Genomic DNA, 26,085 nt, shown 5'->3' with positions numbered 1-26,085 from the left:
CCGGGCACTCCCTGTCCGCATTCTGGAAGCCCCGACGCACGCATACCTGTTGTATCTATCCTGTGTGCATGCCATCTGCCTCCGCACCCGTCGCTCCCGGCCGGCAGTCCGCCGGGACCCCGCACGCCAAACAGCCACCCGCCGCCGAACGCGTCTACACGCATGTGAAGGACGCCGTGCTCCAGCGCCGCTACGAGGGCGGCATGCTGCTCACCGAGGGCGAGCTGGCCGAGGCGGTCGGGGTCTCGCGGACGCCGGTGCGCGAGGCGCTGCTCCGGCTGGAGGTCGAGGGGCTGCTCAAGCTCTATCCGAAGAAGGGCGCGATGGTGCTGCCGGTCTCCGCACAGGAGATCGCCGACGTCGTCGAGACCCGGCTGCTGGTGGAGCAGTACGCCGCGGCCCGAGCCGTTCCGGCGTCCGAGGCGCTCCTCGACGAGCTGGACGGGCATCTGCGGACCATGCAGGAGCGGTCCGCGGCAGGCGATCTCGCGGCGGTCTCCGTCGCCGACCGCTGCTTCCACGCGGCCCTGGTGCGCAACACCGGCAACCAGATCCTCAACCGCCTCTACGAGCAGCTGCGCGACCGTCAGCTGCGGATGGGCGTCGCGGTGATGCACGCCCATCCGGACCGCATCGCCAAGAACGTCGCCGAGCACGCCGAGATCCTGGAGGCGCTGCGCACAGGTGACTCCGAGGCGGCCACCGCCGCCGTGCACCGCCACGTCAGCTGGGTCCGCAACCTCGCGCAGGGAGACGTCCGATGAGCGCCGATTCCGGCACCACCACGGCACGGTCCCTGCCCGGCGATCCACCCGGCGGCGCCCGTGCCGTGGCCGTCTGGGGCATCGGCGTCGCCGTCTACTTCGTCGCCGTCACCTACCGCACCAGCCTGGGCGTCGCCGGTCTGGACGCCGCCGACCGCTTCCACATCAACGCCTCGGCGCTGTCGACCTTCTCGATCCTCCAGCTGCTGGTCTATGCGGGCATGCAGATACCCGTCGGCCTGCTCGTGGACCGGCTCGGCACCAAGAAGGTGCTGGCCATGGGCGTCGTCCTCTACACCGTCGGCCAGTTCGGGTTCGCGTTCTCCGAGTCGTACGCGATGGCGCTCGGGTCGCGGGCGCTGCTCGGCTGCGGTGACGCGATGACCTTCATCAGCGTGCTCCGGCTGGGGTCCCGCTGGTTCCCGGCCCGGCGCGGGCCACTGGTCGCGCAGATCGCCGCGCTCGTCGGCATGGCGGGCAACCTCATCTCCACGCTGCTCCTCGCCCGGCTGCTGCACTCCGCGGGCTGGACGGTGACCTTCGCGGGGAGCGCGGCGGGCGGTGTGGTCGTCCTCGTCCTGCTGCTGCTCTTCCTCAAGGACCACCCCGAGGGCTTCGCCCCGGCGCCCGCGCCCGCCACCCACACCGGCGCCGCCTTCATCCGCCGGCAGATCGCGGACGCCTGGCGCGAGCCCGGCACCCGCCTGGGCATGTGGATCCACTTCACCACGCAGTTCCCCGCGATGTTCTTCCTGCTGCTGTGGGGGCTGCCGTTCCTCGTCGAGGCGCAGGGCCTGTCCCGGGCCACCGCGGGCACCCTGCTGACCCTGATCGTTCTCTCCAACATGGTGGTCGGCCTGGTCTACGGCCAGATCATCGCCCGTCACCACGCGGCCCGGCTGCCGCTGGCACTGGGCACCGTCGGCGTCACCGCCGCACTGTGGGCCATCACTCTCTTCTGGCCCGGCACGCATGCGCCGATGGCGCTGCTGATCGTGCTCTGCGTGGTGCTCGGCGCCTGCGGTCCCGCCTCGATGATCGGCTTCGACTTCGCCCGTCCGGCCAACCCGCCGGAGCGCCAGGGCACCGCCTCCGGCATCGTCAACATGGGCGGCTTCATGGCCTCGATGTCGACGCTGCTCGCGGTCGGCGTGCTGCTGGATGCGACCGGCGACGACTACAGCACCGCGTTCTCGTCGGTCTTCGTGCTGGAGGCGCTCGGCGTCTCGCAGATCCTGCGGCTGCGCCGCCGCGCGGTGCTCCGGGAGCGCGAGCGGCAGGGCGTCAGCCGTGTCGAGGCGGTCCATGTCCCCGCCTGACCCCGCCGTCCGTCGGATCGCCAACGTCCCTGCGGGAACGGCCGGTTGATCGCCTGCGGTGTTCACGTGAAACGCGCGCCGCGTTTCACGTGAAACACCGTGGCGGCGGTCCTGCCGACCGGCCGCCGGGTCACGGCGTGATGGCGAACCGCTCCAGGATCGTCGCGGCCAGCTCCTGGTCACCGTCGATCTTGACCTGGTCCGCCACCGCCTGCGGGCGGGTCCGGCCGCAGGCCAGCCGGGCGAAGACGTCCCAGTCCAGCGCGAAGGTCACGGTCGGTCCGAGCGACACGCTGCCGTCGACGGTGCCGCGGCCCTCGGCGTCCACCCGGACCGTCCGCATGAACTCCAGCGGACCGGTGACATCGAAGACCACCGCCGAACCGGCGGGCGCCTGCGCCTTCTTGGCGACGACGATCGGCAGCGTCTTCACCAGGATGTCCCGGGCCACCTGTGCGCCGGGGGAGTCGAGATTGCCCGGCTGCCCGAGCGCCCGCCGCAGGTCCTGCTCGTGCACCCAGACGTCGAACGCCCGCAGCCGGAGCACGAAGTCCAGTGTGCGGTCCTCGTCGAACGGGCTGCGCACCAGCGCGTCCGGCTGCCGGGTCTCGTTGCGCAGCTGCCGCGAGCGCCGGATGACGGTGTACTCCAGTTCGGAGACCATCTCCAGGGCGGTGTGGTGACGGCGGACGTCGACCTGCACCTCCATGCGCCGGGCCGACTCGCTCTGCACGTGGTAGAGATCGCGCGGCAGCGAGTGGATCGGCCGCGGGTCGCCGAGCATCTCGCACTCCAGGCCGATGATGTGCGAGACCACATCGCGGACCGACCATCCCGGCAGGTCCGTCGCCCTGCTCCACTCACCCTCGGCGAGCGGTGTCACCAGCTCGGTTATCGCTTCTATGGAGTGGGTCCAGGCATCGATGGAGGATTGAAGGCTGGGATGGACGGTCACGTGACCCCTCGGACGATTCGTACGCGGGCTGCTGTCTGGCAGTTAAGTTACGCTGCGCACGGGCACCCCGGCAGTGCTTTCGGATGACCATCGTAGGCACTTTTCCGGCAGCAGCCAGGTCTTCCCGCAGCTGTGGTGGTACTGTGCCCCGCCCTCGTCACGCCCGTGTCGCGGCGGGCCGTCAGCCGTCCTCCCGCTCTCGCTCCGCCATGCGGATCACGCAGACCGTGACCCCGATCAGCAGCGTCGGATCGGCGTCCTCGCGGACGACCTTGAGGCCGTAGGTGTCGCGCAGCGTCAGCCAGCGCCGGGAGATCTCGGCGAGCAGTTCGCCCTCGTACTCGATGGCGAACTCGCGGTCCAGGATCTTGCCGCTGACGTCCAGTTCGGTGCCGTCGACCAGCTCCACGCGGTAGTGATTGCGCAGCAGTGACAGCCGCTTGCGGCGGATGGTGGCGAGCGGCTGGTCGTCCCGCTCGATGGTCATCGCGTCGCGGAGGCTCAGCATCTTCTTGCGCAGGGTGATCAGCACCCGGCCGTCGGTGTCCTTCAGCTCGAAGGTCTCCCGCAGCCGCAGTGCCTTGCCGTCGACGAGGAAGGCGTGGTGGCCGTGTTCGTCGTCGATCCAGTAGTCGTCGCCGATGCCGAAGATCCGGTCGCGGACGCGGTAGGTGCGGGAGGGCGGGGCGTGGCCCCCGGAGAATGGCTGCATTGCTGACGTGTTCCCCGCCGCCCCGCCGGAATGCGTGGTCAGGTGGGTGACGTTGAATGGGGTCATGGCTTCACGTGCGCGCGTCAGGGCCCCCGAGCTGATCGGCGAGGGCGGCTGGCTGAACACTGGCGACAAGGATCTGACCCTCGCCGATCTGCGGGGACGCATCGTCGTCCTCGACTTCTGGACCTTCTGCTGTGTGAACTGTCTGCACGTCCTCGACGAGCTGCGGGAGCTGGAGGAACGCCACCGCGACACCGTCGTGATCGTCGGCGTGCACTCCCCCAAGTTCGTGCACGAGGCCGATCATCAGGCGGTCGTCGACGCGGTCGAGCGGTACGGCGTCGAGCACCCGGTCCTGGACGACCCGGAGCTGGCCACCTGGAAGCAGTACGCGGTCCGCGCCTGGCCCACCCTCGTCGTCATCGACCCCGAGGGGTACGTCGTCGCCCAGCACGCCGGCGAGGGCCACGCCCACGCCCTCGCGACGCTGGTCGAGGAGCTGATCGCGGAGCACACCGCCAAGGGCACGCTGCGCCGCGGCGACGGCCCGTACGTCCCGCCGGAGCCGGTCGCCACCGATCTGCGCTTCCCCGGCAAGGCGGTGGTGCTGCCGTCCGGGAACCTCCTCGTCTCGGACACCACCCGCCATCAGCTGGTGGAGCTGGCGCCCGACGGTGAGCAGGTGGTCCGCCGGATCGGCAGCGGTGAGCGCGGCTTCGGCCCCGACGCCTTCAACGAACCGCAGGGCCTGGCGCTGCTGCCCGACGGCACGGTCGCCGTCGCCGACACCGTCAACCACGCCCTGCGCGTCTTCGACCCGGAGACCGGCACGGTGACGACCGTCGCCGGCACCGGCCGCCAGTGGTGGCAGGGCTCGCCGGTCTCCGGCCCGGCGCGCGAGATCGACCTCTCCTCGCCGTGGGACCTCGCCTGGTGGCAGGAGCGCCTCTGGATCGCGATGGCCGGTGTCCACCAGCTGTGGGCGTACGACCCGGCCACCGGCACCGTCGAGGCGGTCGCGGGTACCACCAACGAGGGGCTGGTCGACGGGCCCGCCGCGGAGGCGTGGTTCGCGCAGCCGTCCGGGCTCGCGGCCGGCGGCGACCGGCTGTGGATCGCCGACTCGGAGACCAGCGCGGTGCGCTGGGTGGAGCGCACGGACGGCGGCTACGTGGTGCGGACGGCCGTCGGCACCGGACTCTTCGACTTCGGACACCGGGACGGCCCGGCGGAGCAGGCGCTGCTCCAGCACCCGCTGGGCGTCACCGCGCTGCCGGACGGGTCGGTCGCCGTCGCCGACACGTACAACCACGCGCTGCGCCGCTTCGACCCGGAGAGCGGTGAGGTGACGACGCTCGCGACGGATCTGCGGGAGCCGTCCGGCGCGGTGCTCGTCGGCGGCGACATCGTGGTGGTGGAGTCGGCGCGGCACCGGCTGACCCGGCTGCGGCTGCCCGAGGAGGCGGTCCGGGTCGCGGCGGTCGCGCACCGTACGCAGCGCGCGGCGACGGAGGTGGCGCCCGGTGCGCTCCGCCTCGACATCGTCTTCCAGGCACCGGCCGGGCAGAAGCTGGACACCCGCTACGGACCCTCGACCCGGCTGCTGGTCAGCGCCACCCCGCCGGAACTGCTGGCCGGAGGCGCGGGTCCGGGCACCGACCTGGCCCGGGAGCTGACGCTCGCCGACGGCGTCACCGAGGGCGTGCTGCACGTCTCGGCGATGGCCGCGTCCTGCGACGACGACCCGGCGATCGAGTACCCGGCCTGCCATGTGCACCAGCAGGACTGGGGCGTGCCGGTGCGGGTCACCGACGGCGGCCGGGCCCGGCTGGGTCTGGTGCTCGCGGGGCTCGACGCGGAGGGCTGACGGAGGGCCGGTGACCGGGGGCGCGGAGCCGTCCGGTCACCGGCCGCGGTTCACCGGGAGACGCCCGCCTTGATCCGGGCCTCGGGGAGGCTGGAGTACCAGTGGCCGACCTTCGCCTGCTGGGTGGCGTACCGCGGCTGGTACTGCGAGAAGGAGAGGTACGCCCCGCCGCCCCGCTTCACCCCGCGGCTGTCCGTGAGGCTGATCGTCAGCTTGTTGAGGGGCCTGGTGCCCTTCGTGGCCGGTGTGGTGGTGGGGATCAGCGCGTATGCGTCGGAGCGCGGCCGGACGGTGACCTGACGGCCGATGAAGTCGTCCTTGGGGTCGCCCTCCAGGAAGCCCAGCGGGGTGGTGGAGTCGTTGACGAACACCTGCGGGGCGCCGTGCAGGATGCAGGGGCGGCCGAGCGGGTTGTGATACGTGATCACCAGCACGGACGGGTTGGTCTCGGACATCGCCTTGAGCTTGCTGGGCCCCGCCACGCACTGGGTGGGCCGGGCCCGGTGGGCCGCCGCGCCCGCGCCGGCGCCCGCCGCCCCCGCGCCGATGAAGCGGTGCTTCTTCTTGTTCTTCTTGTCCTTGTGGACAGAGGAGGACGAAGAGGACGAAGAGTGCCTCCGAGACTTCGAGGACTTGGAGTGGCTGCAGCCCGTCAGCGCGAGCGTGCCGCAGAGCGCTGCGGCCAGCGTCGCGGTGGCGACAGTACGGCGGCGTGCGGTCATGAGTGGTTCCCCCAGTGGTTCGCTGCGCACAGCGAGCTGTCTGTCATGGCACCGCCACGATATCGATTCGCGCCCACCGCGCCAGGGTCTTCGGAGACCGGCCCGGGTCAGTGGTGGCACACCGGAAGTTCGATGTTCTGGAGCTGTTCCGGGCGGATGCGGATGCCCGGCATCCACGCCTGCCCGCCGGCGTGGTCGACGCGCAGCCAGATGCTGCTGTGTCCGCCGGCCTCGTCGGTGACGGAGACCCCGTCGGCGATCCGGCACCGGGCGTGCAGGGCGTCGCCGTGCCAGACATGACCGGCGACGTTGGGGCGGCGGTAGAACTCGTACGGGTCGTGGGCCAGCCCCAGCGCACAGTTCGTACCGCGGTCGTCGCGGCAGCCGCGCTCGACGTTGAACACATTGACCGTGGCACCCGGGCCGGACGGGGCTCGCGCCCCGTCGTTCCGCGCCGCGGTGTCGGTCGCGTCCGTCGTCCCGGAGGCGGTTCCGGAGTCCCGGCCGGCGCCGCTGAGCGCGAGAACGGTGAGCGCGGCGGCGACGGCGACGGCGGCGCCGAGGCCGATGAGCAGGGAACGGGGCCATCCCGTGCGGACGGCGGCGGGCGCGGCGTACGCGGCCGGTGCGGGCACCGGGACCGGCGGGGCCGGCCGGGGGCCGGGGACGGCGACGGCCCCGGGCGGCTGCGGGACGGCGACGGCGGGCCCGGGCGTGGCGGGCCCGGGCGCGGCGGCCTCGGCCTCGGCGGGCGTGGCCTCGGCCGGCGCCGGGGAATCCACCGGCGCCGCGGCAGCGGCACCCCCGGCCGGGGTGCCCTCCTCCGGCCCACCCGCCGACTCCTGCGCCGCGCAGGCCGCGTGGAGCAGGGCGACGAGGGCGGGCAGCCGGTCCTCCCCGGTGAAGGAGAGCTTGCACCACTCCACCAGCAGCCGTTCGTCCGGCAGGCTCTGGCCGCGCAGATACCGGGAGAGCGAGGAGCGGCTGGCCGGCAGCCGGGATTCCATCTCCTTGAGGCTGTAGCCCAGTTCGCCGTGCATCCGCCGGAGGGCCGTGACGAAGTCCCGTACGGGCCCGGTGAGTTCGGTGGGCAGTGGCGCGAGCGGCTTGCGGCGGACGTTCGCGGCGCGGTTCTGGTGGCCAGGCACGCCCTGCATTCCAGCACAGCGGTCCCCCGCATGCGAGGGGCACTTCCGCTCCCCTGCGGCGGAAGTGCCCCTCGTGACCCGGTTCGGACCGGAACCTGACCGGCCGTGATCCCCGCGCGTCCGTCGCCCGTACGGGCGCGTCCCGCGGATCAGTCGCCGAAGGCCACCGGGCGGTAGGGCTTGAACTCGGAGCCGTCACTCAGCCCGTACGTCAGGCTGCGGTGGTCGGTGCCGTGGCCGCCGCGCTGCTCGTACGCGGTGTACGAGCTGTGCGCGGCGTCGTTCCACTTCTCGAAGATCACGACATGGCGGGTGTTGCTGTCGCCGTCCGCGTCGATCAGCAGGTCACCCGGGGTCAGTTCGCCGAGGGAGATCGGGCGGGTCAGCGAGCGGTCGTTCGCCAGCCCGACCGTGTTGGTGCCCGGCGTCGGCAGGCCGAGCGTCATCGACACATAGCCCGAGCAGTCCTGCCGGTAGCCGTCCTTCCAGTACGTGGTCTGGCTGTACGGGACCTGCGCGCCGTCGTTCGCGGTGAGCCAGGTCTCCGCGCGCCGCAGCATCTCCGCCCGGGAGGCGCTCGGCTCCTGCGGCGCCGGGCCGTCCTTGACCGGCACGCCCGGCAGCCGGTTCTCGGGTATCGCCACCGCGACGACGCTGAGGAAGCCCTCGACGGGCCCGGTCACATGCGCCATGTAGGTGGAGCAGGCGTCGCCCTCGCAGACCTTGCGGCCGGTGTCGACCTGGTAGTCGGCGGTGATCCGGTCCTGCCCGGCGGTGGTCTTGTTGATCATGCCGACGGCGGGGGAACCGGCGTCGGCGGAGGAGTGCACCACCCAGCGGGTGCCCCAGGTAGGGAAGGACGCCTCGGCCGCCTGCTGTGCCTGTGCGGCGGCGGGCCGGGCGGAGACGGTCTGACCGTGGGCCGCGCCGGCGAGGGCGGTGACGCCGAGACCGGCGGCGGCGAGCGCGGGCAGCACCCGCCGCAGCATCCGCCGTCCGGCCTGCCGGGTGTCCGTTGCCGTGGAGCCGTCCGCCGGGCCTCCGCCGTTGCCCGCGAGGGTGGTGCCGTACGCCGTTTCCGTGGTGCTGTGGCCGCGCATCCGATGGTCCCCTTCTGTGCCGTACGTTCCGTGTGCAGCGCCGCCGCGGGCGTCCGGCCCGTCGGGGCGGGGCACCGGGAGCGCGGCGGCGGAGCAATCGTGGAGCGCTCCGGCGGGCGGGTGGGGCCGCGGCTGTCCCGCGGGACGTCCGGCCACCGTCCCACCCGGGTGACCTGCGGGGACGCGGGCCGCAGCGGGGGTGGAACGGGACGTGGGGCGCGGCGTCCGGGACATGACGGGACGACGGCACGCGCCGCCCGGGACGGTCCGGACAACAGGCAGGGCGCCCGCTGGGGGAATGCGGGCGCCCTGGTTCTCGGGGGGCGGATGCCCCGGGGTGGCCTACCGGTTGGCGGCGGAGGCCATGTCCGACTGCCAGTACGTGACCCATGCGCTGTCGTCGAGGTACGTGGCGCCGCCGGGCAGCGTGACCGGCATCTCTCCGCTGCCGCCCTGCCCGTCGCGGTCGGCCAGGCTGACGCCCAGCGATGTCCGCTGGTGGCCGTTGGTCCCGCTGCCGTCGGGGGACGAGGTCATGATGGCGGCGTAGCCGGACTCGCCGGGGGCCAGGGTGACCACCGCCTGCGGCTTGCTGTCCTCCAGCGGGGCGACCGGTGACTGCGCCTCGTCGAACCGGAGGATCGGGTAGGCGTACAGGTTGCAGGTGGCGCCGGAGGTGTTCTTGACCCTCAGGAGAAGGTGGTTGGCGGGCCGGGGCAGCTGTGTGGCGAGGATGTTGAGGTGCGCCGGGTCGCAGGCATTGTCGCCGCCGGTGTCCCCCTGGGACGGCGCCGTGCCGCCGGTGCCGGGGGCGTCGCCGGAGTCGGTCCGCCCGCCGCCGGAGCCGCCGGTGCCGGACGTGGTGGACTTGGCCTCCTCGCCGGCGCCGCTCGGCCGGCCGCCGTCCGTGTGGACCCCGCCGTTCTTGCCGGGTGTGCCGGTGTCGAGGCTGTCCTGCGGCGCCGCGTCGAAGGGCCGCCCGTCGCTGGTCTTGAGCCGGTCCTCCGACTGGCCGCAGGCGGTGAGGGAGAACCCGGCGACGGCGACGAGACCTGCCGCCGCGATACGCATCCCGATCCGCCGGGTGCGCGGTGCCGACTGCGGCTGCGACGTACGTGTCATGGCGGTCTCCCCCGGTGGGCTGGTCTCTTGCGAGCTGTCCACCACCTTGCCGACCGCCGCTGCCGCAACGCTAACGGACGCCTAACGCGACCGGCCGGCGCTCCGGAGCCCGGGCCGTGGCCCTGTCGCAGCCGGGGCGGCCGGCCGTCCCACCGGGGCCGGTCACCGCCGGCACCGGGGCCGTACGCCCCGGGAAGCAGTTACCGGAGTGGGCCGGTACGCCACGGGGAACCGCAGCCGGGAAGCCGTCGGGCCGGGCCCCGCCGGGCCTCGCCCGACCGGCCCCGACCCGCGGCGCGGCCCGCTCAGGCCCCCGGCCCGTCCTTCTCCCCCCGCTCGTCGCGGGCGAACAGCTGGGTGAGCGTGCTGATCGTGTAGACGTCGGTGGACTCCTCGTCCACCAGATGCATCTCCGCCAGCCGGTCCAGCGCGTCCTGCGTACGCTCCTGGTCGTACCCGGCGAGGGCCGCCGCCACCGACGAGTTCAAATGCCCGTCGGCGCTGGTGGCCAGCGCGCTGAGCAGCTGGGCGTCGTCGGCCGACAGCCGGGCCACGGACATCCGCAGCGCCGCCGCAATGCCGGTGTCCTCGGCGGACAGCAGCGCCAGCCGCCGCCGCTCGTCGCGCAGCGCAGCGGCCAGCCGGGCCAGCCGCCAGCGCGGCCGGGCCGTCAGCTGCGCGGCGGCGGCCCGCAGCGCCAGCGGCAGCCCGTCGCAGAGCGCGACCAGCTCCTGCGCCGCCGCCGGGTCCTCGGCCACCCGCTCGGCGCCGAGCATCGCGCCCAGCAGCGCCGCGCCCTCCTCGTGGCCCATCGCCTGCAGCCCGACGGGCCGGGCCCAGTCGGTGGCGACCAGCCCGTCGAGACGGCTGCGGCTGGTGACGACGGTGGCGCAGTGCGGGCCGCCGGGCAGCAGCGGCCGTACCTGTGCCGAACCACGCGCGTTGTCGAGGACGACCAGCAGCCGCCGCTCCGCCACCAGCGACCGGAACAGCGCGGACGCCGCCTCGGCGGAGGACGGCACCCGCTCCGGCGGGGTGCCCAGCGCCAGCAGGAAGTCACGGAGGATCTCGGCCGGTGCCGCCTCGTCGCCCTCCCCGAACCCGCGCAGATCGGCGAAGAGCTGACCGTCCGGGAACGCCGCGGCGTGCTGATGTGCCCACTGCACGGCACACGCCGTCTTGCCGACCCCGGCCGGACCGGCGACCACCGCGAGCGGACTCTCCTGCGGCGTACGGGACGTCAGGATCGCGGTGAGCGCCGCGAGCTGGTGTTCCCGTCCCAGGAAGCGGGCCGGTGGCCGGGGCAGCAGCCGCGGCGCCGCGCCGCTCCGCCCGGAACCGCTCGCGCCGCCGGACGCGTGACCGCCCTGCGCGGGCACCCGGGCGTCGGCCTGCGCCCCGGCGCCTGTTTCACGTGAAACAGCGGACGGTTTCGCGGCCGGGCGGGCCTTCTCCGCCCGCAGGATCTCCTCGTACGCCCCACGCAGCCGCTCGCCCGGATCGACGCCCAGCTCCTCGTTGAGCAGCCGTCGGGTGCGGTGGAACCACTCCAGCGCGTCGGACTGACGGCCCGTACGGAACAGCGCCTGCATCAGACCGGCGATCAGGCCCTCGCGCAGCGGGTGGTTGACGGCGGCGTTGTAGAGCACCGCCGCGGCCTGTTCGTGGGCACCGAGCGCGCCGTGGGCGCGGCCCAGCGCCTCGACGGCGGTCAGCCGCCGCTCCTCCAGCGCATGCGCGGCCGCGGCGAACGGCGGGCTGGTGACCGTGCCCGTCAGCGCCGGACCGCGCCACAGCCCCAGCGCCTCCCGCAGCAGCGGCACCGCGTCGGCAGGCGCCTCCTCCGGCCGGGCCAGCGCGACGAGTTCACCGAAGCGGTGGGCGTCGATCAGCTCCTCTGGCAGCCGCAGCAGATAGGCCGAGCCATGGGTGGTCAGCTCGATGCCGAACGCGTCGGCGCCGCCCTGGGCCAGCGTGGCGCGCAGCCGCGAGACATGTCCCTGGACGACGGTACGGGCGTGTTCGGGCGGCTCGTCCTCCCAGAGCGAGTCGATCAACTGCTCCAGGGGGACGGTGGTGTTGGGCTGCAGCAACAGCAGCGCCAGCACACTGCGCCGTTTCGCCGGCCCGAGCGACAGCTCCCCGGAGCCGGTGGTGACGGCGATCGGGCCCAGCAATGAGAAGTCCAACTCAGCCCTCCAGGAAGGCCGTCAGGGCGTTCGCGAGCAGGTACGGGTCCTCGGCGCCGCACAGCTCACGTGCCGAGTGCATGGAGAGGATGGCGACGCCGACATCGACGGTGGTGATGCCGTGCCGCGCGGCGGTGATCGGTCCGATCGTGGTGCCGCACGGCATCGCGTTGTTCGAGACGAACGACTGCCAGGGCACCTCGGCGCGCTCACAGGCGGCGGCGAAGATCGCGCGCCCGTCGCCGTCCGTGGCGTACCGCTGGTTGACGTTCACCTTCAGGATCGGGCCGCCGTTGGGCATCGGGTGGTGCCCCGGCTCGTGCCGCTCACCGTAGTTGGGGTGGACGGCGTGGCCCGTGTCGGAGGAGAGGCAGATCGTTCCGGCGAAGGCGCGGGCGCGGTCCTCGTAAGCACCGCCGCGGGCGAAGACCGAACGCTCCAGCACCGAGCCGAGCAGCGGGCCGTCGGCGCCGGTGTCGGACTGGCTGCCGTTCTCCTCGTGGTCGAAGGCGGCCAGCACCGGGATGGTGGTCAGCTCGCCGCTCTCGGCGGCGGCGATCAGGGCGGCGGTGCCGGCGTGCACGGACAGCAGGTTGTCCATCCGCGGCCCGGCGAGCAGTTCGCGGTCGCGGCCCAGGTAGGCGGGCGGCTCGATGCTGTGGGCCATCAGGTCCCAGCCGCGGATCTCCCCCGCGGGCAGCTGCGCCTCCTGTTCGACGAAGGCGATCAGATCGCCCTCGGTGACCTCGCCCAGGCCCCAGATCGGCGTCATGTGGCGCTGCTTGTCGAGCTTGAGGCCGTCGGTGTTGACCGAGCGGTCGAGGTGGATGGCGAGTTGCGGCACCCGTAGCAGCGCGCGGTCGATGTGGACGAGGCGGTGGCTGCCGTCCCGCAGCGTGACCCGGCCGGAGAGGCCGAGGTCCCGGTCGAGCCAGGTGTTGAGCAGCGCGCCGCCGTAGATCTCCACGGCGACCTGCCGCCAGCCGTGCGCGCCGGTGTCCGGCAGCGGTTTGACCCGGAGGTTGGGGGAGTCGGTGTGGGCGCCCAGGATGCGGAACGGGGTGGCGGGGTCGGCGCCTTCCGGGACGTACCAGGCGATGAGCGCTCCGCCCCGCAGGACGTACGTGCCGCCGTGCGTACCGTCCCAGGCGTCGGTCTCCGCGACCTGCCGGAAACCCGCCTCGTCCAGCCGCGCCGCCGCGTTCGCCACCGCGTGGTACGGCGACGGGCTCGCGGCGAGGAAGGACATCAGATCGTCGGTGTGGCCGCGGTCGAAGCGGGCGGAGTTGGTCATGGCTCCAGCATAAGGAGGAGGGCACCCGGTGGTCCGCGCCGATGCAGGCGGACCGTGTTCCGCTCCGTCCTCTTCCGGCCAGGATGCGGGTGTTCGCCGGGGTTGCACCGCGGGACGCGACGGCCCTGCGTACAGCGGTGCCCGCCGCCCCGTGGGAGGGGGAGGCGGGCACCACCGGTGGGAGGCGGGTCCGGGTGCGGCCGGGTCCGCCGGGGTCGGAACGATCAGAACGCCGACTCGTCCAGCTCCATCAGGGACTGGTCGATGCCCTCGGCGAGCGAGCGCTGCACGGAGATGGCCGGCAGGACGTTGTGCGCGAAGAACTTCGCCGCGGCGATCTTGCCGGTGTAGAACGGCTTGTCCTTGGCGGAGGCGCCGTCCAGCTTCGCGGCGGCGACGGCCGCACCCTTGAGCAGCAGGTAGCCGATGACGACGTCACCGGAGGCCAGCAGCAGGCGGGTGGTGTTGAGGCCGACCTTGTAGATGGACTTGACGTCCTTCTCGGTGGCGGCGAGGTCGGTCAGCATCGCGCCGACGATCGCCTCCAGGTCGGCGGCGGCCTTGGCCAGCTCGCCGCGGGCGGCGGCCAGCTCCTCGCCGCCGGTCTCCTGGCCCAGGAACTCCTTGATCTCGTTGGAGAGCGCGGTCAGCGCCTGGCCCTGGTCGCGGACGATCTTCCGGAAGAAGAAGTCCTGGCCCTGGATGGCGGTGGTGCCCTCGTAGAGGGTGTCGATCTTGGAGTCCCGGATGTACTGCTCGATCGGGTACTCCTGGAGGTACCCGGAGCCGCCGAAGGTCTGCAGCGACTGCGCCAGCTGCTCGTAGGACTTCTCCGAGCCGTAGCCCTTGACGATCGGCAGCAGCAGGTCGTTGAGGCGGTTGGCGGCGCTCGCGTCCTCGCCCGCGGCCTCCTTGGCGATGATCTCGTCCTGGACGCTCGCGGTGTAGAGCACCAGGGCGCGCATGCCCTCGGCGTACGCCTTCTGCGTCATCAGGGAGCGGCGCACGTCGGGGTGGTGCGTGATGGTGACGCGCGGCGCGGTCTTGTCGGTGAAGGCCGCGAGGTCGGGGCCCTGCACGCGCTCCTTGGCGTACTCCAGCGCGTTGAGGTAGCCGGTGGAGAGGGTGGCGATGGCCTTCGTGCCGACCATCATCCGCGCGAACTCGATGATCTTGAACATCTGGCGGATGCCGTCGTGCTTCTCGCCGAGCAGCCAGCCCTTGGCGGGGTGGTTGGCGCCGAACGTCATCTCGCAGGTGTTGGACGCCTTGAGGCCCATCTTGTGCTCGACGTTGGTGGCGTAGGCGCCGTTGCGCTCGCCCAGCTCGCCGGTCTCCGGGTCGAAGTCGTACTTCGGCACGATGAAGAGCGACAGACCCTTGGTGCCCGGACCGGCACCCTCGGGGCGGGCGAGGACGAAGTGCACGATGTTCTCGGACATGTCGTGCTCACCGGAGGTGATGAAGCGCTTCACGCCCTCGATGTGCCAGCTGCCGTCCTCCTGCTGGACGGCCTTGGTGCGGCCGGCGCCGACGTCCGAACCGGCGTCCGGCTCGGTCAGCACCATGGTGGAGCCCCACTGCTTGTCCACCATCAGCTGCGCGATGCGGTGCTGCTCCTCGGTGCCCTCGTCGTACAGCACACCCGCGAAGGCGGGGCCGGAGGCGTACATCCAGATCGCCGGGTTGGCGCCCAGGATCGTCTCGGCGAAGGCCCACAGCAGCGAGCGGGGCGCGGTGGTGCCGCCGATCTCCTCCGGGATGCCCAGCCGCCACCACTCGGCGTCCATGTACGCCTGGTAGCTCTTCTTGAAGGTGTCCGGGATCGGCGCGGTGTTGGTCTCCGGGTCGAAGACCGGCGGGTTGCGGTCGGCGTCGGTGAAGGAATCGGCCAGCTCGTTCTCCGAGAGCCGGGCGATCTCCGACAGCACGCTCCTGGCGGTGTCGACATCCATCTCCGCGAACGGACCGGTGCCGTAAACGCTGTCACGGCCGAGCACCTCGAAGAGGTTGAACTCGATGTCGCGGAGATTCGACTTGTAGTGCCCCATGGGTACGGCTCCGTATCAGTTCAGCAAGAGAGTGGCGCGTGGCGCCTCGTCGCGAGGTCCTGTGCGGTGGAGGGCCCCGTCACGCAATTACCAGCAGGTAGCTCCGATGATGCTACCCATCGGTAATAAGAAGCAACCCCTATCCGGCCATCTGTGACGAGCGTCCCCTCCCGACTCAGTACGCTGTGCCGCATGTACGGCTACGACCAGAGTGCGGGTGCAGGGCAGCAGTACGGTGCGCCGCCCCCGCCGCAGCAACCTCCCTCCGGGGGCTACGGCGAGCAGCCGCTGTATCCGGAGCCGTCCCCGCCCTCACTCGCGGACGCGGTGCGGGCCTTCACGACGGGCTCGATGTCCGCCGAGGATTTCCAGGGGATCTTCTCCACCTCGAAGGTCTACTGCCCGCGCGGCGACAACCCCGGCTTCCTGGCGCTGCACAACACCCAGCAGCCGGTGATCCCGATGTTCACCTCGCTCAAGGAGCTGCGGCGGTACGCGGGCAAGGAGTCCAAGTACTTCGTCATCACCGGCGCCGAGGTGCTCGACCTGCTGCCCACCGGCTACGGCTTCGTCCTCGACATGGAGGGCGACCACCGGATGGTCTTCGACGCGAAGGCCGTGGAGCAGATGGTCGACTTCGCGATGCGCCGGATGTACGGCTGAGCCGCCCCCACTGACCGGACCGAAGGGCCGGCCCGCATGCCGCGGGCCGGCCCTTCGGTATGCCGTGGCGCCGAAAAATCCCGCACCGACCTGCGGTGACGCACCGGGGAATGTCAGACGCCTTGCAGGTTGTTCAGCATTCAACTAAGTTGAAATCCGAACGACCGAGGAGGCCGTCATGCCCGCAGTGACCGTTGAGAATCCGTTGAGCCTGCCGCGTGTGGCGGCACCCGCCGAGGCACGTCCCCGCCCCGTACTGGCCGTCGCGACCGCGCCGAGCGGCTTCGAGGGCGAGGGCTTCCCGGTGCGCCGGGCGTTCGCCGGCATCAAGTACGAGCACCTCGACCCGTTCATCATGATGGATCAGATGGGTGAGGTGGAGTACGCGCCCGGAGAGCCCAAGGGCACACCCTGGCACCCACACCGTGGCTTCGAGACCGTCACGTATCTGATCGACGGCACCTTCGTGCACCGTGACTCGCACGGCGGCGGCGGGACCATCAACGGCGGCGACACCCAGTGGATGACCGCCGGGTCCGGGCTGCTGCACATCGAGGCGCCGCCGGAGTCGCTCGTCATGTCCGGCGGGCTCTTCCACGGCCTCCAGCTGTGGGTGAACCTCCCCAAGCGCGACAAGATGATGGCGCCGCGCTACCAGGACATCGGCGGCGGCCAGGTCAAGCTGCTCACCTCCGCCGACGGCGGCGCGCTGCTGCGGCTGATCGCCGGCGACCTCGACGGCAACAAGGGTCCCGGCATCACCCACACGCCGATCACCATGCTCCATGTCTCGGTCAACCCGGGCGCGGAGGTGACGCTGCCGTGGCGGGCCGACTTCAACGCCCTCGCGTACGCGCTGGCCGGGCGCGGCACGGCGGGCGCGGAAGGCCGTCCGTTCCGGACCGGACAGGCGGTCGTCTTCGGCTCCGGTGACTCGCTCACCATCCGGGCGGACGAGAGCCAGGAGTCCCGCAGCCCGAACTTCGAGGTCGTGCTGCTGGGCGGGGAGCCGATCCGGGAGCCGATGCGGCACTACGGCCCGTTCGTCATGAACACCCACGCCGAACTGGCCCAGGCCTTCGAGGACTTCCAGGCGGGGCGGCTGGGGACCGTACCCGCAGAGGAGAGCTGAGCGCGGGTCCCGCAAGAGCAGCAGGCGCGGCCGTGCGGCGTTTCACGTGAAACACCGCACGGCCGCGCCACGTTTCACGTGAAACGCGGAGCGTGCCCGGGCGGCCGGTGCACATGGTGGACTGTTCGGGTGCAAAACGACCTGAAACGAGACCGGCCCCGCGGCGAGGCGCCGCTGCTTCCGATCGCCGCCCGCCGGACCGCCGCCTGGTGTGCGGTGGCGCTGCTGGTGGCAGGCGTGATCGCGGTCGGCGTCTGGCTCAGTGTGGAGCTGAGCGCCGCCGTCACGCCCGTACTGCTGGCCCTGCTCGGCAGCGCACTGCTCGGGCCGCTGTACCGGCGGATGGTGGCGATGAAGCTGAACCGCTCCCTGGCCGCCGGGCTGACCTGCGCGGTGCTGGTGATCGTGGTCGGCGGCGCCGGGTACATCGTGGTCAGCGCGCTGGTCGACACCGGCGACCAGATCATCGCCTCGCTCAAGGAGGCGGCCAAGCAGCTCTCCCGGCACTTCGGCACCGCCGGGACCTCCCTCGACGACCTCGCCACCAACGCCAAGACGCTGCTCGGCAAGTTCGGCACCACCGCCGCCTCGGGGCTGCTGGCGGGTGTGAGTGTCGTCGGCCAGTTCATCGCGGCTGCGGTCCTCGCCCTGCTGCTGACCTTCTTCTTCCTCCGTGACTCGGGCAAGGCGCTGAGCGCGCTGCGCGACTGGGCGCCCGGCGATTCGGCGCCGCAGCTGGAGGGCATGGCGCGCCGGGGCTTCCAGGCGATCGAGGGATTCATGCGCGGCACCACCCTCATCGCGCTGATCGACGCCACCTGCATCACCGTGGGGCTGCTGATCCTGGGCGTCCCCAACGCCTTCGGGCTGGGCGCGCTGGTCTTCGTCGGCGCCTACATCCCCTACCTCGGCGCCTTCATCTCGGGTGCCGTCGCGGTTCTGGTGGCGCTTGCCGAGGGCGGCTTCGTCAAGGCGCTGTGGGCGCTCGGCGTGGTTCTCGCGGTGCAGGTGCTGGAGGGGCATGTCCTCCAGCCGATGATCCAGAGCCGGACCGTCCAGATGCACCCGGCGATCGTCATGCTGGCGATCACCGCGGGAGCCGGCGTCGCGGGCATCCTCGGCATGCTGCTGGCCGTGCCGCTGACCGCCGCCGCCTTCGGCGCGCTGCACGAACTGCGCCGCCACTACGTCAGCTCGGCCACCGACTCACCGGACGCCACGGAACCGGAGCCGCCCGGCTCCGCACCCGCGTAGGGCGCCTCGGCGTCCGGCTCCGCCGGGGAGCCGGCGCCCGCGTCCTCGTAGATCTCGAACCAGGTCGACTTGCCGTCCCCGCGCGGCTCCACGCCCCACGCCCCCGCCAGCAGCTCCATCAGCACCAGCCCGCGGCCCGAGGACGCCAGCTCGCCGGGGCTGCGGCGGTGCGGCAGCTCATCGCTGGCATCGGTCACATCGACCCGCATCCGGCGGTGCCCGGCCGGGCCCGACAACTCGACGACCAGCAGCGCGTCCCCGTCGGTGTGCATCAGCACATTGGTGACGACCTCCGAGACCAGCAGCACCGCGGCGTCCACCTGCTCCGGGTCGGCCCAGTCGTGCAGCACGTCGCGGATCTGCGCCCGGGCCTCGGCGATCCGCTCCGGTTCGGCCTGGGCGACGGTCAGCACCGTGCGCCGCACCGGCCGCATCGCCTCCGGGCCGCCCGCACCCACCCGGCACGCGGCGGCGTCCCGGGAGAGCAGCAGCATCGCGATGTCGTCCTCCCGCCGGTCCACCAGCGGCCCGGTCATGTGGTGCGAGGGCGGGCCGTGGACGGCCTGCACCAACGCGTCCGCCAGCCGTTCCAGGCCGCCGTCGGCCACCCCGTCCGGATGCGACTCGACGACGCCGCGCAGCCGGGCCCAGCCGGTCTCCAGGTCGTGCCCGCCGGTCTCGATCAGCCCGTCCGTGCAGACCAGCATCGTCTCGCCGGGCTCCAGGACCAGCCGGGTGGTCGGGTAGTCGGTGTCCGGTGTGATGCCCAGCGGCAGCCCGCCCGCGGTGGCGCGGACCAGCATGGTGCCGTCGGCGGTCCGGATCGCCGGCTCCGGATGTCCGGCCCGGGCGATGTCCAGCAGCCCGGTCGCCGGATCGACCTCGATGTAGAGGCAGGTGGCGAAGCGCGGATCGGCGCCCTCGGTGTCGTTGATGCCGGAGAGGAAACGGGAGGCGCGGGAGAGCACCCCGTCCGGGTGGTGGCCCTCCGCCGCGTAGGCGCGCAGCGCGATCCGCAGCTGCCCCATCAGCCCCGCGGCCTGCACGTCATGGCCCTGGACGTCGCCGATGACCAGCGCGGTCCGGCCGGACGGCAGCGGGATCATGTCGTACCAGTCGCCGCCGACCTCCAGCCCGCCGCCGGTCGGCACGTACCGCGCGGCGACCGTCATCCCGGGGATGTCCGGCCGGACCGTCGGCATCATGGTGCGTTGCAGCCCGACGGAGAGTTCGTGCTGTGACTCCTGGGTCCCGGCGCGGGCCAGCGCCTGGGCGAGCATCCGCGCGACGGTGGTGAGCACCGCCCGCTCGTCGGGCGTGAAGGTCACCGGGTGACTGAACCCGGCCATGCAGGCACCGATCGTGCGTCCCGCGTTGACCAGCGGCAGGAACGCCCACGAGGTGCGCGCGAAGCGGGCGGCGAGCGGCCAGGCGGTGGGGTAGCGCGTGCGGTACGCCTCGGGCGTCGGCAGATAGATGGCCTGCCCGGTCCGGACGACCTCGGCCGCCGGGTAGTCGGTGTCCGTCGTCATGTCGGTGAACGGCCGCTCGTCGCCGCCCGGCTGCCCGTGGTGGCCGATGACGGTGAGGCGGCCGCCGACGACGCCGAAGACGGCGAGGCCATCGGGTATGAACCCCGGCATCGACAGCCCGGCCGCCACCCGCAGCACCTCCGCGGTGGACCGTGCCTCCGCCAGCGCCCGCCCGGCGTCCAGCAGGAACGCCTCGCGCGAGCGCCGCCAGTCGCCGGTGACCGGGGTGCGTACGGCGGTGGCGTCGGGCTGCGGGTCGGGCACTTCCTGGAGCGTGCCGAGCAGGGTGAAGGTGCCGTCGCGGCGCAGCGGGCAGAACCGGGAGCGGACGGTGCGCAGCACCCGGCCGTCGGCGTCGACGATGCGCAGCCGGGACTCGGCGAGGCTCCGCTCGGCGACGGCGAGCTGCACCACACCGTTGATCTCGGCGAAGTCGACCGGGTGGAAACGGGACCGCACGGTTGCCCGGGAGAGTTCCACGGCCCGCGCCGGGAGCCCGAGCAGCCGGGCGGCCTCGGCGTCGAGCCGGACCCGTCCCGAGGCGTCGTCCCAGCGCCACAGGCCGGTCGCGAGGGCGGCCAGGAGATCCTTCGTGCGCATTGCCTCACTTTAAGTTGATTCCTCCGACGGTCTCCAACGCGGTGCGCCGCCACGGTGCGGCCCACCGGCCGGGGCGGCGGCGGAGCCGGCGGAAGCCGCGGGCCCGCGGACGGTGGAAGCGCCCGGCCCGCGCCGGGCCCGCGCCCGGCCCCCGCCCCGTACCGTCCGCCCCGCGCCCGGTGTCACGTATATGCCAATCCAGCCGTCGGCCCCGGGACGGTAACCTGGAGCGGTTATCACATACCCGGGGCGGTCCTCCACGGACGGCAGCGGTTCGGCCACGGACGGACAGCGTCCGTGTGCGGCCTCCCCACCTCGACTCGCGACGACTTGGATGAGCGATGCATCGGTACCGGTCCCACACCTGCGGCGAGCTTCGGGCCGCGGACGTCGACACGGACGTCCGCCTCAGCGGCTGGCTGCACAATCGACGTGACCTGGGCGGCATCCTCTTCATCGATCTGCGCGACCACTACGGTCTGGTGCAGCTCGTCGCCCGTCCCGGCACCCCCGCCAACGAGGCGCTCTCCTCGCTGACCAAGGAGACCGTCGTCCGTATCGACGGCAAGGTCTCCGCCCGCGGCGCGGACAACGTCAACCCCGACCTGCCGACCGGCGAGATCGAGATCGAGGTCTCCGAGGTCGAGGTGCTGGGCGCCGCCGAGCAGATCCCGTTCACCATCAACGCCGAGGACGGCGTCAACGAGGAGAAGCGCCTGGAGTACCGCTTCCTCGACCTGCGCCGCGAGCGGATGCACCGCAACATCCTGCTGCGCACCGCCGTCATCTCCGCCATCCGGCACAAGATGACCGCGCTCGGCTTCAACGAGATGGCCACCCCGATCCTGTCGGCCACCTCCCCCGAGGGCGCCCGCGACTTCCTGGTCCCCTCGCGGCTGCATGCCGGCAAGTTCTACGCGCTGCCGCAGGCGCCGCAGCAGTTCAAGCAGCTGCTGATGATCGCCGGGTTCGACCGCTACTTCCAGATCGCGCCCTGCTTCCGCGACGAGGACGCCCGCGCCGACCGCTCGCCGGGCGAGTTCTACCAGCTCGACGTCGAGATGAGCTTCGTCGAGCAGGAGGACGTCTTCCAGCCGATCGAGAAGCTCATGACCGAGCTGTTCACCGAGTTCGGCAACGGCCGCACGGTCACCTCGCCGTTCCCGCGCATCCCGTTCCGCGAGTCGATGCTGAAGTACGGCTCCGACAAGCCCGACCTCCGCGCCGAGCTGGAGCTGGTGGACGTCTCGGACGTCTTCGCCGGTTCCGGTTTCAAGGCGTTCGCCGGTAAGCACGTCCGCGCGCTGGCCGTGCCGGACACCGCGGGCCAGTCCCGGAAGTTCTTCGACCAGATGGGCGACTTCGCCGTCCAGCAGGGCGCGAAGGGCCTCGCCTGGATCCGCGTCGGCGAGAACAACGAGCTGACCGGCCCGATCGCCAAGTTCCTCACCGACGAGGACACCAAGGCGCTCGTGGACGCGCTGAGCCTGGCCCCGGGCCACGCCGTCTTCTTCGGCGCCGGCGAGTTCGACGAGGTCTCCAAGATCATGGGCGCGGTCCGCGTCGAGGCGGCCAAGCGCACCGGCCACTTCGTCGAGGACGAGTTCCGCTTCTGCTGGATCGTCGACTTCCCGATGTTCGAGAAGGACGAGGACACCGGCAAGATCGAGTTCTCCCACAACCCGTTCTCCATGCCCCAGGGCGGCCTGGAGGCGCTGGAGACCAAGGACCCGCTGGACATCCTCGCCTGGCAGTACGACATCGTCTGCAACGGCACCGAGCTGTCCTCCGGCGCGATCCGTAACCACGAGCCGGACGTCATGTACAAGGCGTTCGCCATCGCCGGTTACGACAAGGAGACCGTCGAGGCGGAGTTCGGCGGCATGCTCCGCGCCTTCAAGTTCGGCGCCCCGCCGCACGGCGGCATCGCCCCGGGCGTCGACCGCATCGTGATGCTGCTGGCCGACGAGCCCAACATCCGCGAGACCATCGCCTTCCCGCTCAACGGCAACGCCCAGGACCTGCTCATGGGCGCGCCCAGCGAGGTCGAGGAGGCGCGCCTCAAGGAGCTGCACCTCCACATCCGCAAGCCGCAGGTGAAGACCCAGGGCTGACGCGCACCGCACACGGCGAAGCCCCCGCGACCTTCCGGAAGGCCGCGGGGGCTTCGCCGTGTGCGGCGGACGGGATCAGGCGTCGTCACCGCCGCCGAAGCGGGTGCGGTACGCCTCCAGGTCGTCCTCGGTGATCTTCGCGAAGAGGACCGGCGGCACCGTGAACGCCGTACCGGCCGGGACGAAGGCCAGCGCCGCGGCTTCCTCGGCGGTCACCCAGGCCGCGGTGTCGTCGGCCAGCGCGAACGCGCTGCGCATGGCCTTCGCGGACGCCGGGATGAACGGCTCGGAGATCACCGCGTAGAGGTGGATGAGGTTCATCGCGGTGCGCAGGGTCAGCGCCGCGGCGTCCTTGTCGGTCTTGATCTCCAGCCAGGGGGCCTTCTCCTCCAGGTAGGAGTTGCCCGCGCTCCACAGGGCGCGCAGCGACGCCGCGGCCTTGCGGAACTGCAGCGCCTCCATGTGGCCCTCGTACTCGGCGAGCAGCCGCGCGATCTCCTCGCCCAGCTTCTGCTCGGCCTCGCCCGCCTCGGCGCCGGCCGGGACCTCGTCACCGAACCGCTTGCGGGAGAACGACAGCACGCGGTTGACGAAGTTGCCGAGGGTGTCGGCGAGGTCCTTGTTGACGGAGGAGGAGAACAGCTCCCAGGTGAAGGAGGTGTCGTCGGACTCCGGCGCGTGCGCCATCAGGAAGTAGCGCCAGTAGTCGGCGGGCAGCAGCTCCAGCGCCGCGTCGGTGAAGATGCCGCGCTGCTGGGAGGTGGAGAACTTCCCGCCGTAGTAGTTGAGCCAGTTGAACGCCTTGAGGAAGTCGACCTTCTTCCAGGGCTCACGGGTGCCGAGCTGGGTCGCCGGGAACATCACGGAGTGGAACGGGACGTTGTCCTTGGCCATGAACTCCGTGTAGCGCACGTCGTCCGCCTCGTACCACCACGACTTCCAGTCGCGGCTCTCCGGAGCTGTGTCTCGCGCAGCGTCTGCCCACTCCTTGGTGGAGCCGATGTACTCGATCGGCGCGTCGAACCAGACGTAGAAGACCTTGCCCTCGGCGGCCAGCTCCGGCCAGACGTCGGCGGGGACGGGGACGCCCCAGTCGAGGTCACGGGTGATGGCGCGGTCCTGGAGGCCCTCGGTCAGCCACTTGTGGGCGATGGAGGAGGCGAGCGTCGGCCACTCCTTGCTGCCGTTGCCCTCCAGCCAGCCCTCGACCTCGTGCTGGAGCTTGGACTGGAGGAGGAAGAGGTGCTTGGTCTCGCGGACCTCCAGGTCACCGCTGCCGCTGATCGCCGAGCGGGCGTCGATCAGGTCCGTCGGGTCGAGCACCCGGGTGCAGTTCTCGCACTGGTCGCCGCGGGCCTTGTCGTAGCCGCAGTGCGGGCAGGTGCCGACGATGTAGCGGTCGGGCAGGAACCGCTCGTCGGCGTTGGAGTACACCTGGCGGATCGCCCGCTCCTCGATGAAGCCGTTCTCGTGGAGCTTGCGCGCGAAGTGCTGCGTCAGCTCCACGTTCTGCTGCGAGGAGCTGCGGCCGAAGTGGTCGAATTCCAGCCCGAAGCCCTCGTAGATCGCCTTCTGCTTGTCGTGCTGCTCGGCACAGAACGCGGCCACCGACTGGCCCGCGGCCTTCGCGGCCAGCTCCGCCGGGGTGCCGTGCTCGTCCGTCGCACAGATGTAGAGGACGTCGTGCCCGCGCTTGCGCATATACCGCGCGTACACATCGGCCGGGAGCATGGACCCCACCATGTTGCCCAGGTGCTTGATCCCGTTGATGTACGGAAGGGCGCTGGTGATGAGGTGTCGAGCCATTGCCGGCTGCTCCCAAGTCGCTACGGTGAGTGAGGAATTGCTTTACGGAACGTCAATATCGTACTGGACTTGCCCAGACTGGATTGCAGGCGTTTTCGCCGGCATTTCCGCAGGCAATGCCGCGGGCGCGAGGGCGTGCGGTACTGCTGTCCCGGTCAGCGGGCGGTGTCCGGGGCGGGCGCGGTGGAGCGGTCCGGGGCCGGGCCGTGGCGCGGGGCCCGGGCGGTGATCAGCAGGCCCGCGACGCAGGCTGCCAGCAGCATGATCGCCGCGGAGACGCCGATCGCGACGGTGAAACCGTGCACCACCCCCTCCTTGACGAGGGCGGCGCGCACCGCGGGTGACAGCCGCCCGGCCCGCTCCGCGGCCGCCAGCCGGGCCGCGAGGTACGCCGCCCCGGTCGAGGTCGCGACGGTGTTGAGCAGCGCCGTTCCGATCGAACCGCCCACCTGCTGCGCCGTGTTGACGGTCGCCGAGGTGACCCCGGCGTCCCGCGGCGCGACCCCGGCGGTGGCGGTCGCCGTCACCGGCATGAAGGTCAGTCCCATGCCCAGGCCGACGAGGAGTTCGGCGGGCAGCACCCGCGGGGCGTACGCGGACCGTGCGGTCAGGAACGTCAGCAGATACAGCCCGCCGGCCGCCAGCAGCGCCCCGGGCACCATCAGCAGCCGCGGCGGGAGATGGTGCAGCAGCCGCGCCGATATCTGCGTCGAACCGGTGACGATGGCGGCGGTCATCGGCAGAAACGCCAATCCGGCTTTCACCGGTGAATAGCCGAGCACGATCTGGAAGTAATAGGTCAGGAAAAGGAACATCCCGAACAGCGCGAGGGTGGCCAGCGCCATCGTCAGGAACGCACCGCCGCGATTGCGGTCCCGCACGAGGTGCAGCGGCAGCAGCGGATGACGGGCCCGTGCCTGCCACAGCACGAACGCCGCGAGCAGCGCCACGCCCCCGCACAGCAACCCCAGTACCAGCGCATCGCCCCAGCCCCGCGGCCGCGCCTCGCCGCACCCGTACACGATCGCGACGAGCCCGCCGCAGCCCAGCGCCGCCCCGAGGACGTCGAGGCGGGCGCCGCCCCGATCCGGGCGGTCACGCAGGAACACCGCGGCGCCGAGGAATGCCAGCGCCGCGATCGGCACGTTCACATACAGACACCAGCGCCAGTCCAGGTACTCGGTCAGCAGCCCGCCCACGATCAGCCCGATCGCCGCCCCGCCGCCCGCGATGGCCCCGTAGATCCCGAATGCCTTGCCGCGCTCCTTTCCGCCCCGGAACGTCGTCGTCAGCAACGACAGCGCGGACGGCGCCAGCACCGCCCCGAACGCCCCCTGCAACGCCCGCGCCCCGAACAGCAACCCCGGCCCACCCGCCGCACCCCCGAGCCCCGACGCCACCGCGAACCCCACGAGCCCCACCATGAACGTCGTCTTCCGCCCGACGAGATCCGCGATCCGCCCGCCCAGCAGCAACAACCCACCGAACGCGAGCGTGTACGCGGTGATCACCCACTGCCGGTCCGCATCCGAAATGCCCAGCTCCCGCTGCGCGGACGGCAGGGCGATGTTCACGATCGTGGCGTCGAGGACGACCATGAGCTGGGCCAGAGCGATGGTGACGAGGGCCCACCAGCGGCGGGGGGCGGGGTGGCAGCCCCCCGGCCCGGGCCGGGGCGGGGCTTTCCGCGGCTGTTCCCCGCCGGTCCTCGTATCCCCCTGGCCGTCTCCACCCATCG

Annotated in this window: 19 protein-coding genes; 7 read left to right on the top strand and 12 right to left on the bottom strand. The window is 71.9% G+C overall.

Annotation, left to right across the window (positions count from 1 at the left end; all coding sequences use genetic code 11):
• Positions 1 to 68: 68 nt before the first annotated feature.
• Both ACF1BH_RS16130 and ACF1BH_RS16125 read left to right on the top strand, forming a co-directional pair.
• Entirely contained in the window at positions 69 to 764 is a 696-nt protein-coding gene (locus tag ACF1BH_RS16130; protein WP_391643112.1) for a GntR family transcriptional regulator, read from the top strand.
• Entirely contained in the window at positions 761 to 2,083 is a 1,323-nt protein-coding gene (locus ACF1BH_RS16125; protein WP_391643111.1) for a nitrate/nitrite transporter, read from the top strand. The genes ACF1BH_RS16130 and ACF1BH_RS16125 overlap by 4 nt, the downstream gene beginning before the upstream one ends.
• Positions 2,084 to 2,213: 130 nt before the next feature.
• Here ACF1BH_RS16125 and ACF1BH_RS16120 read toward each other — a convergent pair whose 3' ends face one another.
• Both ACF1BH_RS16120 and ACF1BH_RS16115 read right to left on the bottom strand, forming a co-directional pair.
• Positions 2,214 to 3,038, bottom strand: a complete 825-nt coding sequence (locus ACF1BH_RS16120; protein WP_391643110.1) for a maleylpyruvate isomerase family mycothiol-dependent enzyme — start codon at positions 3,036 to 3,038, stop codon at positions 2,214 to 2,216.
• Between the two features lie 181 nt (positions 3,039 to 3,219).
• Positions 3,220 to 3,750: an LURP-one-related/scramblase family protein gene (locus tag ACF1BH_RS16115; protein WP_391643109.1), complete on the bottom strand. Its 531-nt coding sequence runs from the start codon at positions 3,748 to 3,750 to the stop codon at positions 3,220 to 3,222.
• A gap of 64 nt (positions 3,751 to 3,814) precedes the next feature.
• Between ACF1BH_RS16115 and ACF1BH_RS16110 the strand changes: the two genes are divergently transcribed.
• Positions 3,815 to 5,620, top strand: a complete 1,806-nt coding sequence (locus tag ACF1BH_RS16110) for an NHL domain-containing thioredoxin family protein (protein ID WP_391643108.1) — start codon at positions 3,815 to 3,817, stop codon at positions 5,618 to 5,620.
• Positions 5,621 to 5,670: 50 nt separating this feature from the next.
• On the opposite strand, the gene ACF1BH_RS16105 is transcribed toward ACF1BH_RS16110, so the two are convergent.
• The 7 genes from ACF1BH_RS16105 to ACF1BH_RS16075 all read right to left on the bottom strand — a co-directional run bounded on the left by ACF1BH_RS16105 (position 5,671) and on the right by ACF1BH_RS16075 (position 15,246).
• Entirely contained in the window at positions 5,671 to 6,342 is a 672-nt protein-coding gene (locus ACF1BH_RS16105) for a hypothetical protein (RefSeq protein WP_391643107.1), read from the bottom strand.
• Positions 6,343 to 6,449: 107 nt separating this feature from the next.
• Positions 6,450 to 7,490 carry a helix-turn-helix domain-containing protein gene (locus ACF1BH_RS16100; protein WP_391643106.1) on the bottom strand — a complete coding sequence of 347 codons (1,041 nt, stop codon included), beginning with the start codon at positions 7,488 to 7,490 and terminating at the stop codon, positions 6,450 to 6,452.
• Positions 7,491 to 7,639: 149 nt separating this feature from the next.
• Positions 7,640 to 8,590, bottom strand: a complete 951-nt coding sequence (locus tag ACF1BH_RS16095; protein ID WP_391643105.1) for a hypothetical protein — start codon at positions 8,588 to 8,590, stop codon at positions 7,640 to 7,642.
• Between the two features lie 342 nt (positions 8,591 to 8,932).
• Positions 8,933 to 9,712, bottom strand: a complete 780-nt coding sequence (locus ACF1BH_RS16090) for a DUF4232 domain-containing protein (protein ID WP_391643104.1) — start codon at positions 9,710 to 9,712, stop codon at positions 8,933 to 8,935.
• A gap of 305 nt (positions 9,713 to 10,017) precedes the next feature.
• A complete protein-coding gene (locus ACF1BH_RS16085) occupies positions 10,018 to 11,901 on the bottom strand; it encodes a BTAD domain-containing putative transcriptional regulator (RefSeq protein ID WP_391643103.1) in 1,884 nt (627 codons plus the stop codon).
• A gap of 1 nt (position 11,902) precedes the next feature.
• On the bottom strand, positions 11,903 to 13,195 hold the full coding sequence (locus tag ACF1BH_RS16080; protein ID WP_391643102.1) for a M18 family aminopeptidase: 1,293 nt from the start codon (positions 13,193 to 13,195) through the stop codon (positions 11,903 to 11,905).
• A 224-nt stretch (positions 13,196 to 13,419) separates the two neighbouring features.
• Positions 13,420 to 15,246 (bottom strand): acyl-CoA dehydrogenase, encoded by a 1,827-nt coding sequence (locus ACF1BH_RS16075; protein WP_391643101.1) that lies wholly within the window; start codon positions 15,244 to 15,246, stop codon positions 13,420 to 13,422.
• 192 nt (positions 15,247 to 15,438) lie between these two features.
• Here ACF1BH_RS16075 and ACF1BH_RS16070 point away from each other — a divergent pair, with 192 nt between their 5' ends.
• The 3 genes from ACF1BH_RS16070 (at position 15,439) to ACF1BH_RS16060 (ending at position 18,295) form a co-directional block, all read left to right on the top strand.
• Positions 15,439 to 15,909, top strand: a complete 471-nt coding sequence (locus ACF1BH_RS16070) for an SseB family protein (protein WP_391643100.1) — start codon at positions 15,439 to 15,441, stop codon at positions 15,907 to 15,909.
• A gap of 178 nt (positions 15,910 to 16,087) precedes the next feature.
• The gene (locus tag ACF1BH_RS16065) at positions 16,088 to 17,041 is read left to right on the top strand and encodes a pirin family protein (protein WP_391643099.1); all 954 of its coding nucleotides are present in this window, start codon (positions 16,088 to 16,090) and stop codon (positions 17,039 to 17,041) included.
• Between the two features lie 129 nt (positions 17,042 to 17,170).
• Positions 17,171 to 18,295 (top strand): AI-2E family transporter, encoded by a 1,125-nt coding sequence (locus ACF1BH_RS16060; protein WP_391643098.1) that lies wholly within the window; start codon positions 17,171 to 17,173, stop codon positions 18,293 to 18,295.
• On the opposite strand, the gene ACF1BH_RS16055 is transcribed toward ACF1BH_RS16060, so the two are convergent.
• Complete coding sequence (locus ACF1BH_RS16055; RefSeq protein ID WP_391643097.1) at positions 18,226 to 20,427, bottom strand: SpoIIE family protein phosphatase; 2,202 nt, start codon at positions 20,425 to 20,427, stop codon at positions 18,226 to 18,228. The two genes, ACF1BH_RS16060 and ACF1BH_RS16055, sit on opposite strands and share 70 nt — an antisense overlap.
• A 341-nt stretch (positions 20,428 to 20,768) precedes the next feature.
• Here ACF1BH_RS16055 and aspS point away from each other — a divergent pair, with 341 nt between their 5' ends.
• On the top strand, positions 20,769 to 22,541 hold the full coding sequence (gene aspS / locus ACF1BH_RS16050; protein ID WP_391643096.1) for an aspartate--tRNA ligase: 1,773 nt from the start codon (positions 20,769 to 20,771) through the stop codon (positions 22,539 to 22,541).
• A 75-nt stretch (positions 22,542 to 22,616) separates the two neighbouring features.
• Here the strand turns inward: aspS and metG are convergent, their stop codons facing one another.
• Together metG and ACF1BH_RS16040 are read right to left on the bottom strand one after the other, a co-directional pair.
• Complete coding sequence (gene metG / locus ACF1BH_RS16045; protein ID WP_391643095.1) at positions 22,617 to 24,347, bottom strand: methionine--tRNA ligase; 1,731 nt, start codon at positions 24,345 to 24,347, stop codon at positions 22,617 to 22,619.
• 155 nt (positions 24,348 to 24,502) lie between these two features.
• Positions 24,503 to 26,083 carry a DHA2 family efflux MFS transporter permease subunit gene (locus ACF1BH_RS16040; protein WP_391643094.1) on the bottom strand — a complete coding sequence of 527 codons (1,581 nt, stop codon included), beginning with the start codon at positions 26,081 to 26,083 and terminating at the stop codon, positions 24,503 to 24,505.
• Between the last annotated feature and the right edge of the window lie 2 nt (positions 26,084 to 26,085).

Origin of the sequence: Streptomyces sp. NPDC014733, from assembly GCF_043083385.1 — a bacterium.
GTDB lineage: Bacteria > Actinomycetota > Actinomycetes > Streptomycetales > Streptomycetaceae > Streptomyces.
This window is presented reverse-complemented; position numbering and strand designations above follow the sequence as displayed.

Bases quoted from the DNA above. Each gene is read 5' to 3' on its own strand.
- ACF1BH_RS16105 (WP_391643107.1), bottom strand. From the start codon at position 6,342: ATGACCGCACGCCGCCGTACTGTCGCCACCGCGACGCTGGCCGCAGCG.
- ACF1BH_RS16125 (WP_391643111.1), top strand. From the start codon at position 761: ATGAGCGCCGATTCCGGCACCACCACGGCACGGTCCCTGCCCGGCGAT.
- ACF1BH_RS16095 (WP_391643105.1), bottom strand. From the start codon at position 8,590: ATGCGCGGCCACAGCACCACGGAAACGGCGTACGGCACCACCCTCGCG.
- metG (WP_391643095.1), bottom strand. From the start codon at position 24,347: ATGGCTCGACACCTCATCACCAGCGCCCTTCCGTACATCAACGGGATC.
- ACF1BH_RS16130 (WP_391643112.1), top strand. From the start codon at position 69: ATGCCATCTGCCTCCGCACCCGTCGCTCCCGGCCGGCAGTCCGCCGGG.
- ACF1BH_RS16110 (WP_391643108.1), top strand. From the start codon at position 3,815: ATGGCTTCACGTGCGCGCGTCAGGGCCCCCGAGCTGATCGGCGAGGGC.
- ACF1BH_RS16055 (WP_391643097.1), bottom strand. From the start codon at position 20,427: ATGCGCACGAAGGATCTCCTGGCCGCCCTCGCGACCGGCCTGTGGCGC.
- ACF1BH_RS16065 (WP_391643099.1), top strand. From the start codon at position 16,088: ATGCCCGCAGTGACCGTTGAGAATCCGTTGAGCCTGCCGCGTGTGGCG.
- aspS (WP_391643096.1), top strand. From the start codon at position 20,769: ATGCATCGGTACCGGTCCCACACCTGCGGCGAGCTTCGGGCCGCGGAC.
- ACF1BH_RS16070 (WP_391643100.1), top strand. From the start codon at position 15,439: ATGTACGGCTACGACCAGAGTGCGGGTGCAGGGCAGCAGTACGGTGCG.
- ACF1BH_RS16040 (WP_391643094.1), bottom strand. From the start codon at position 26,083: ATGGGTGGAGACGGCCAGGGGGATACGAGGACCGGCGGGGAACAGCCG.
- ACF1BH_RS16080 (WP_391643102.1), bottom strand. From the start codon at position 13,195: ATGACCAACTCCGCCCGCTTCGACCGCGGCCACACCGACGATCTGATG.
- ACF1BH_RS16075 (WP_391643101.1), bottom strand. From the start codon at position 15,246: ATGGGGCACTACAAGTCGAATCTCCGCGACATCGAGTTCAACCTCTTC.
- ACF1BH_RS16090 (WP_391643104.1), bottom strand. From the start codon at position 9,712: ATGACACGTACGTCGCAGCCGCAGTCGGCACCGCGCACCCGGCGGATC.
- ACF1BH_RS16115 (WP_391643109.1), bottom strand. From the start codon at position 3,750: ATGCAGCCATTCTCCGGGGGCCACGCCCCGCCCTCCCGCACCTACCGC.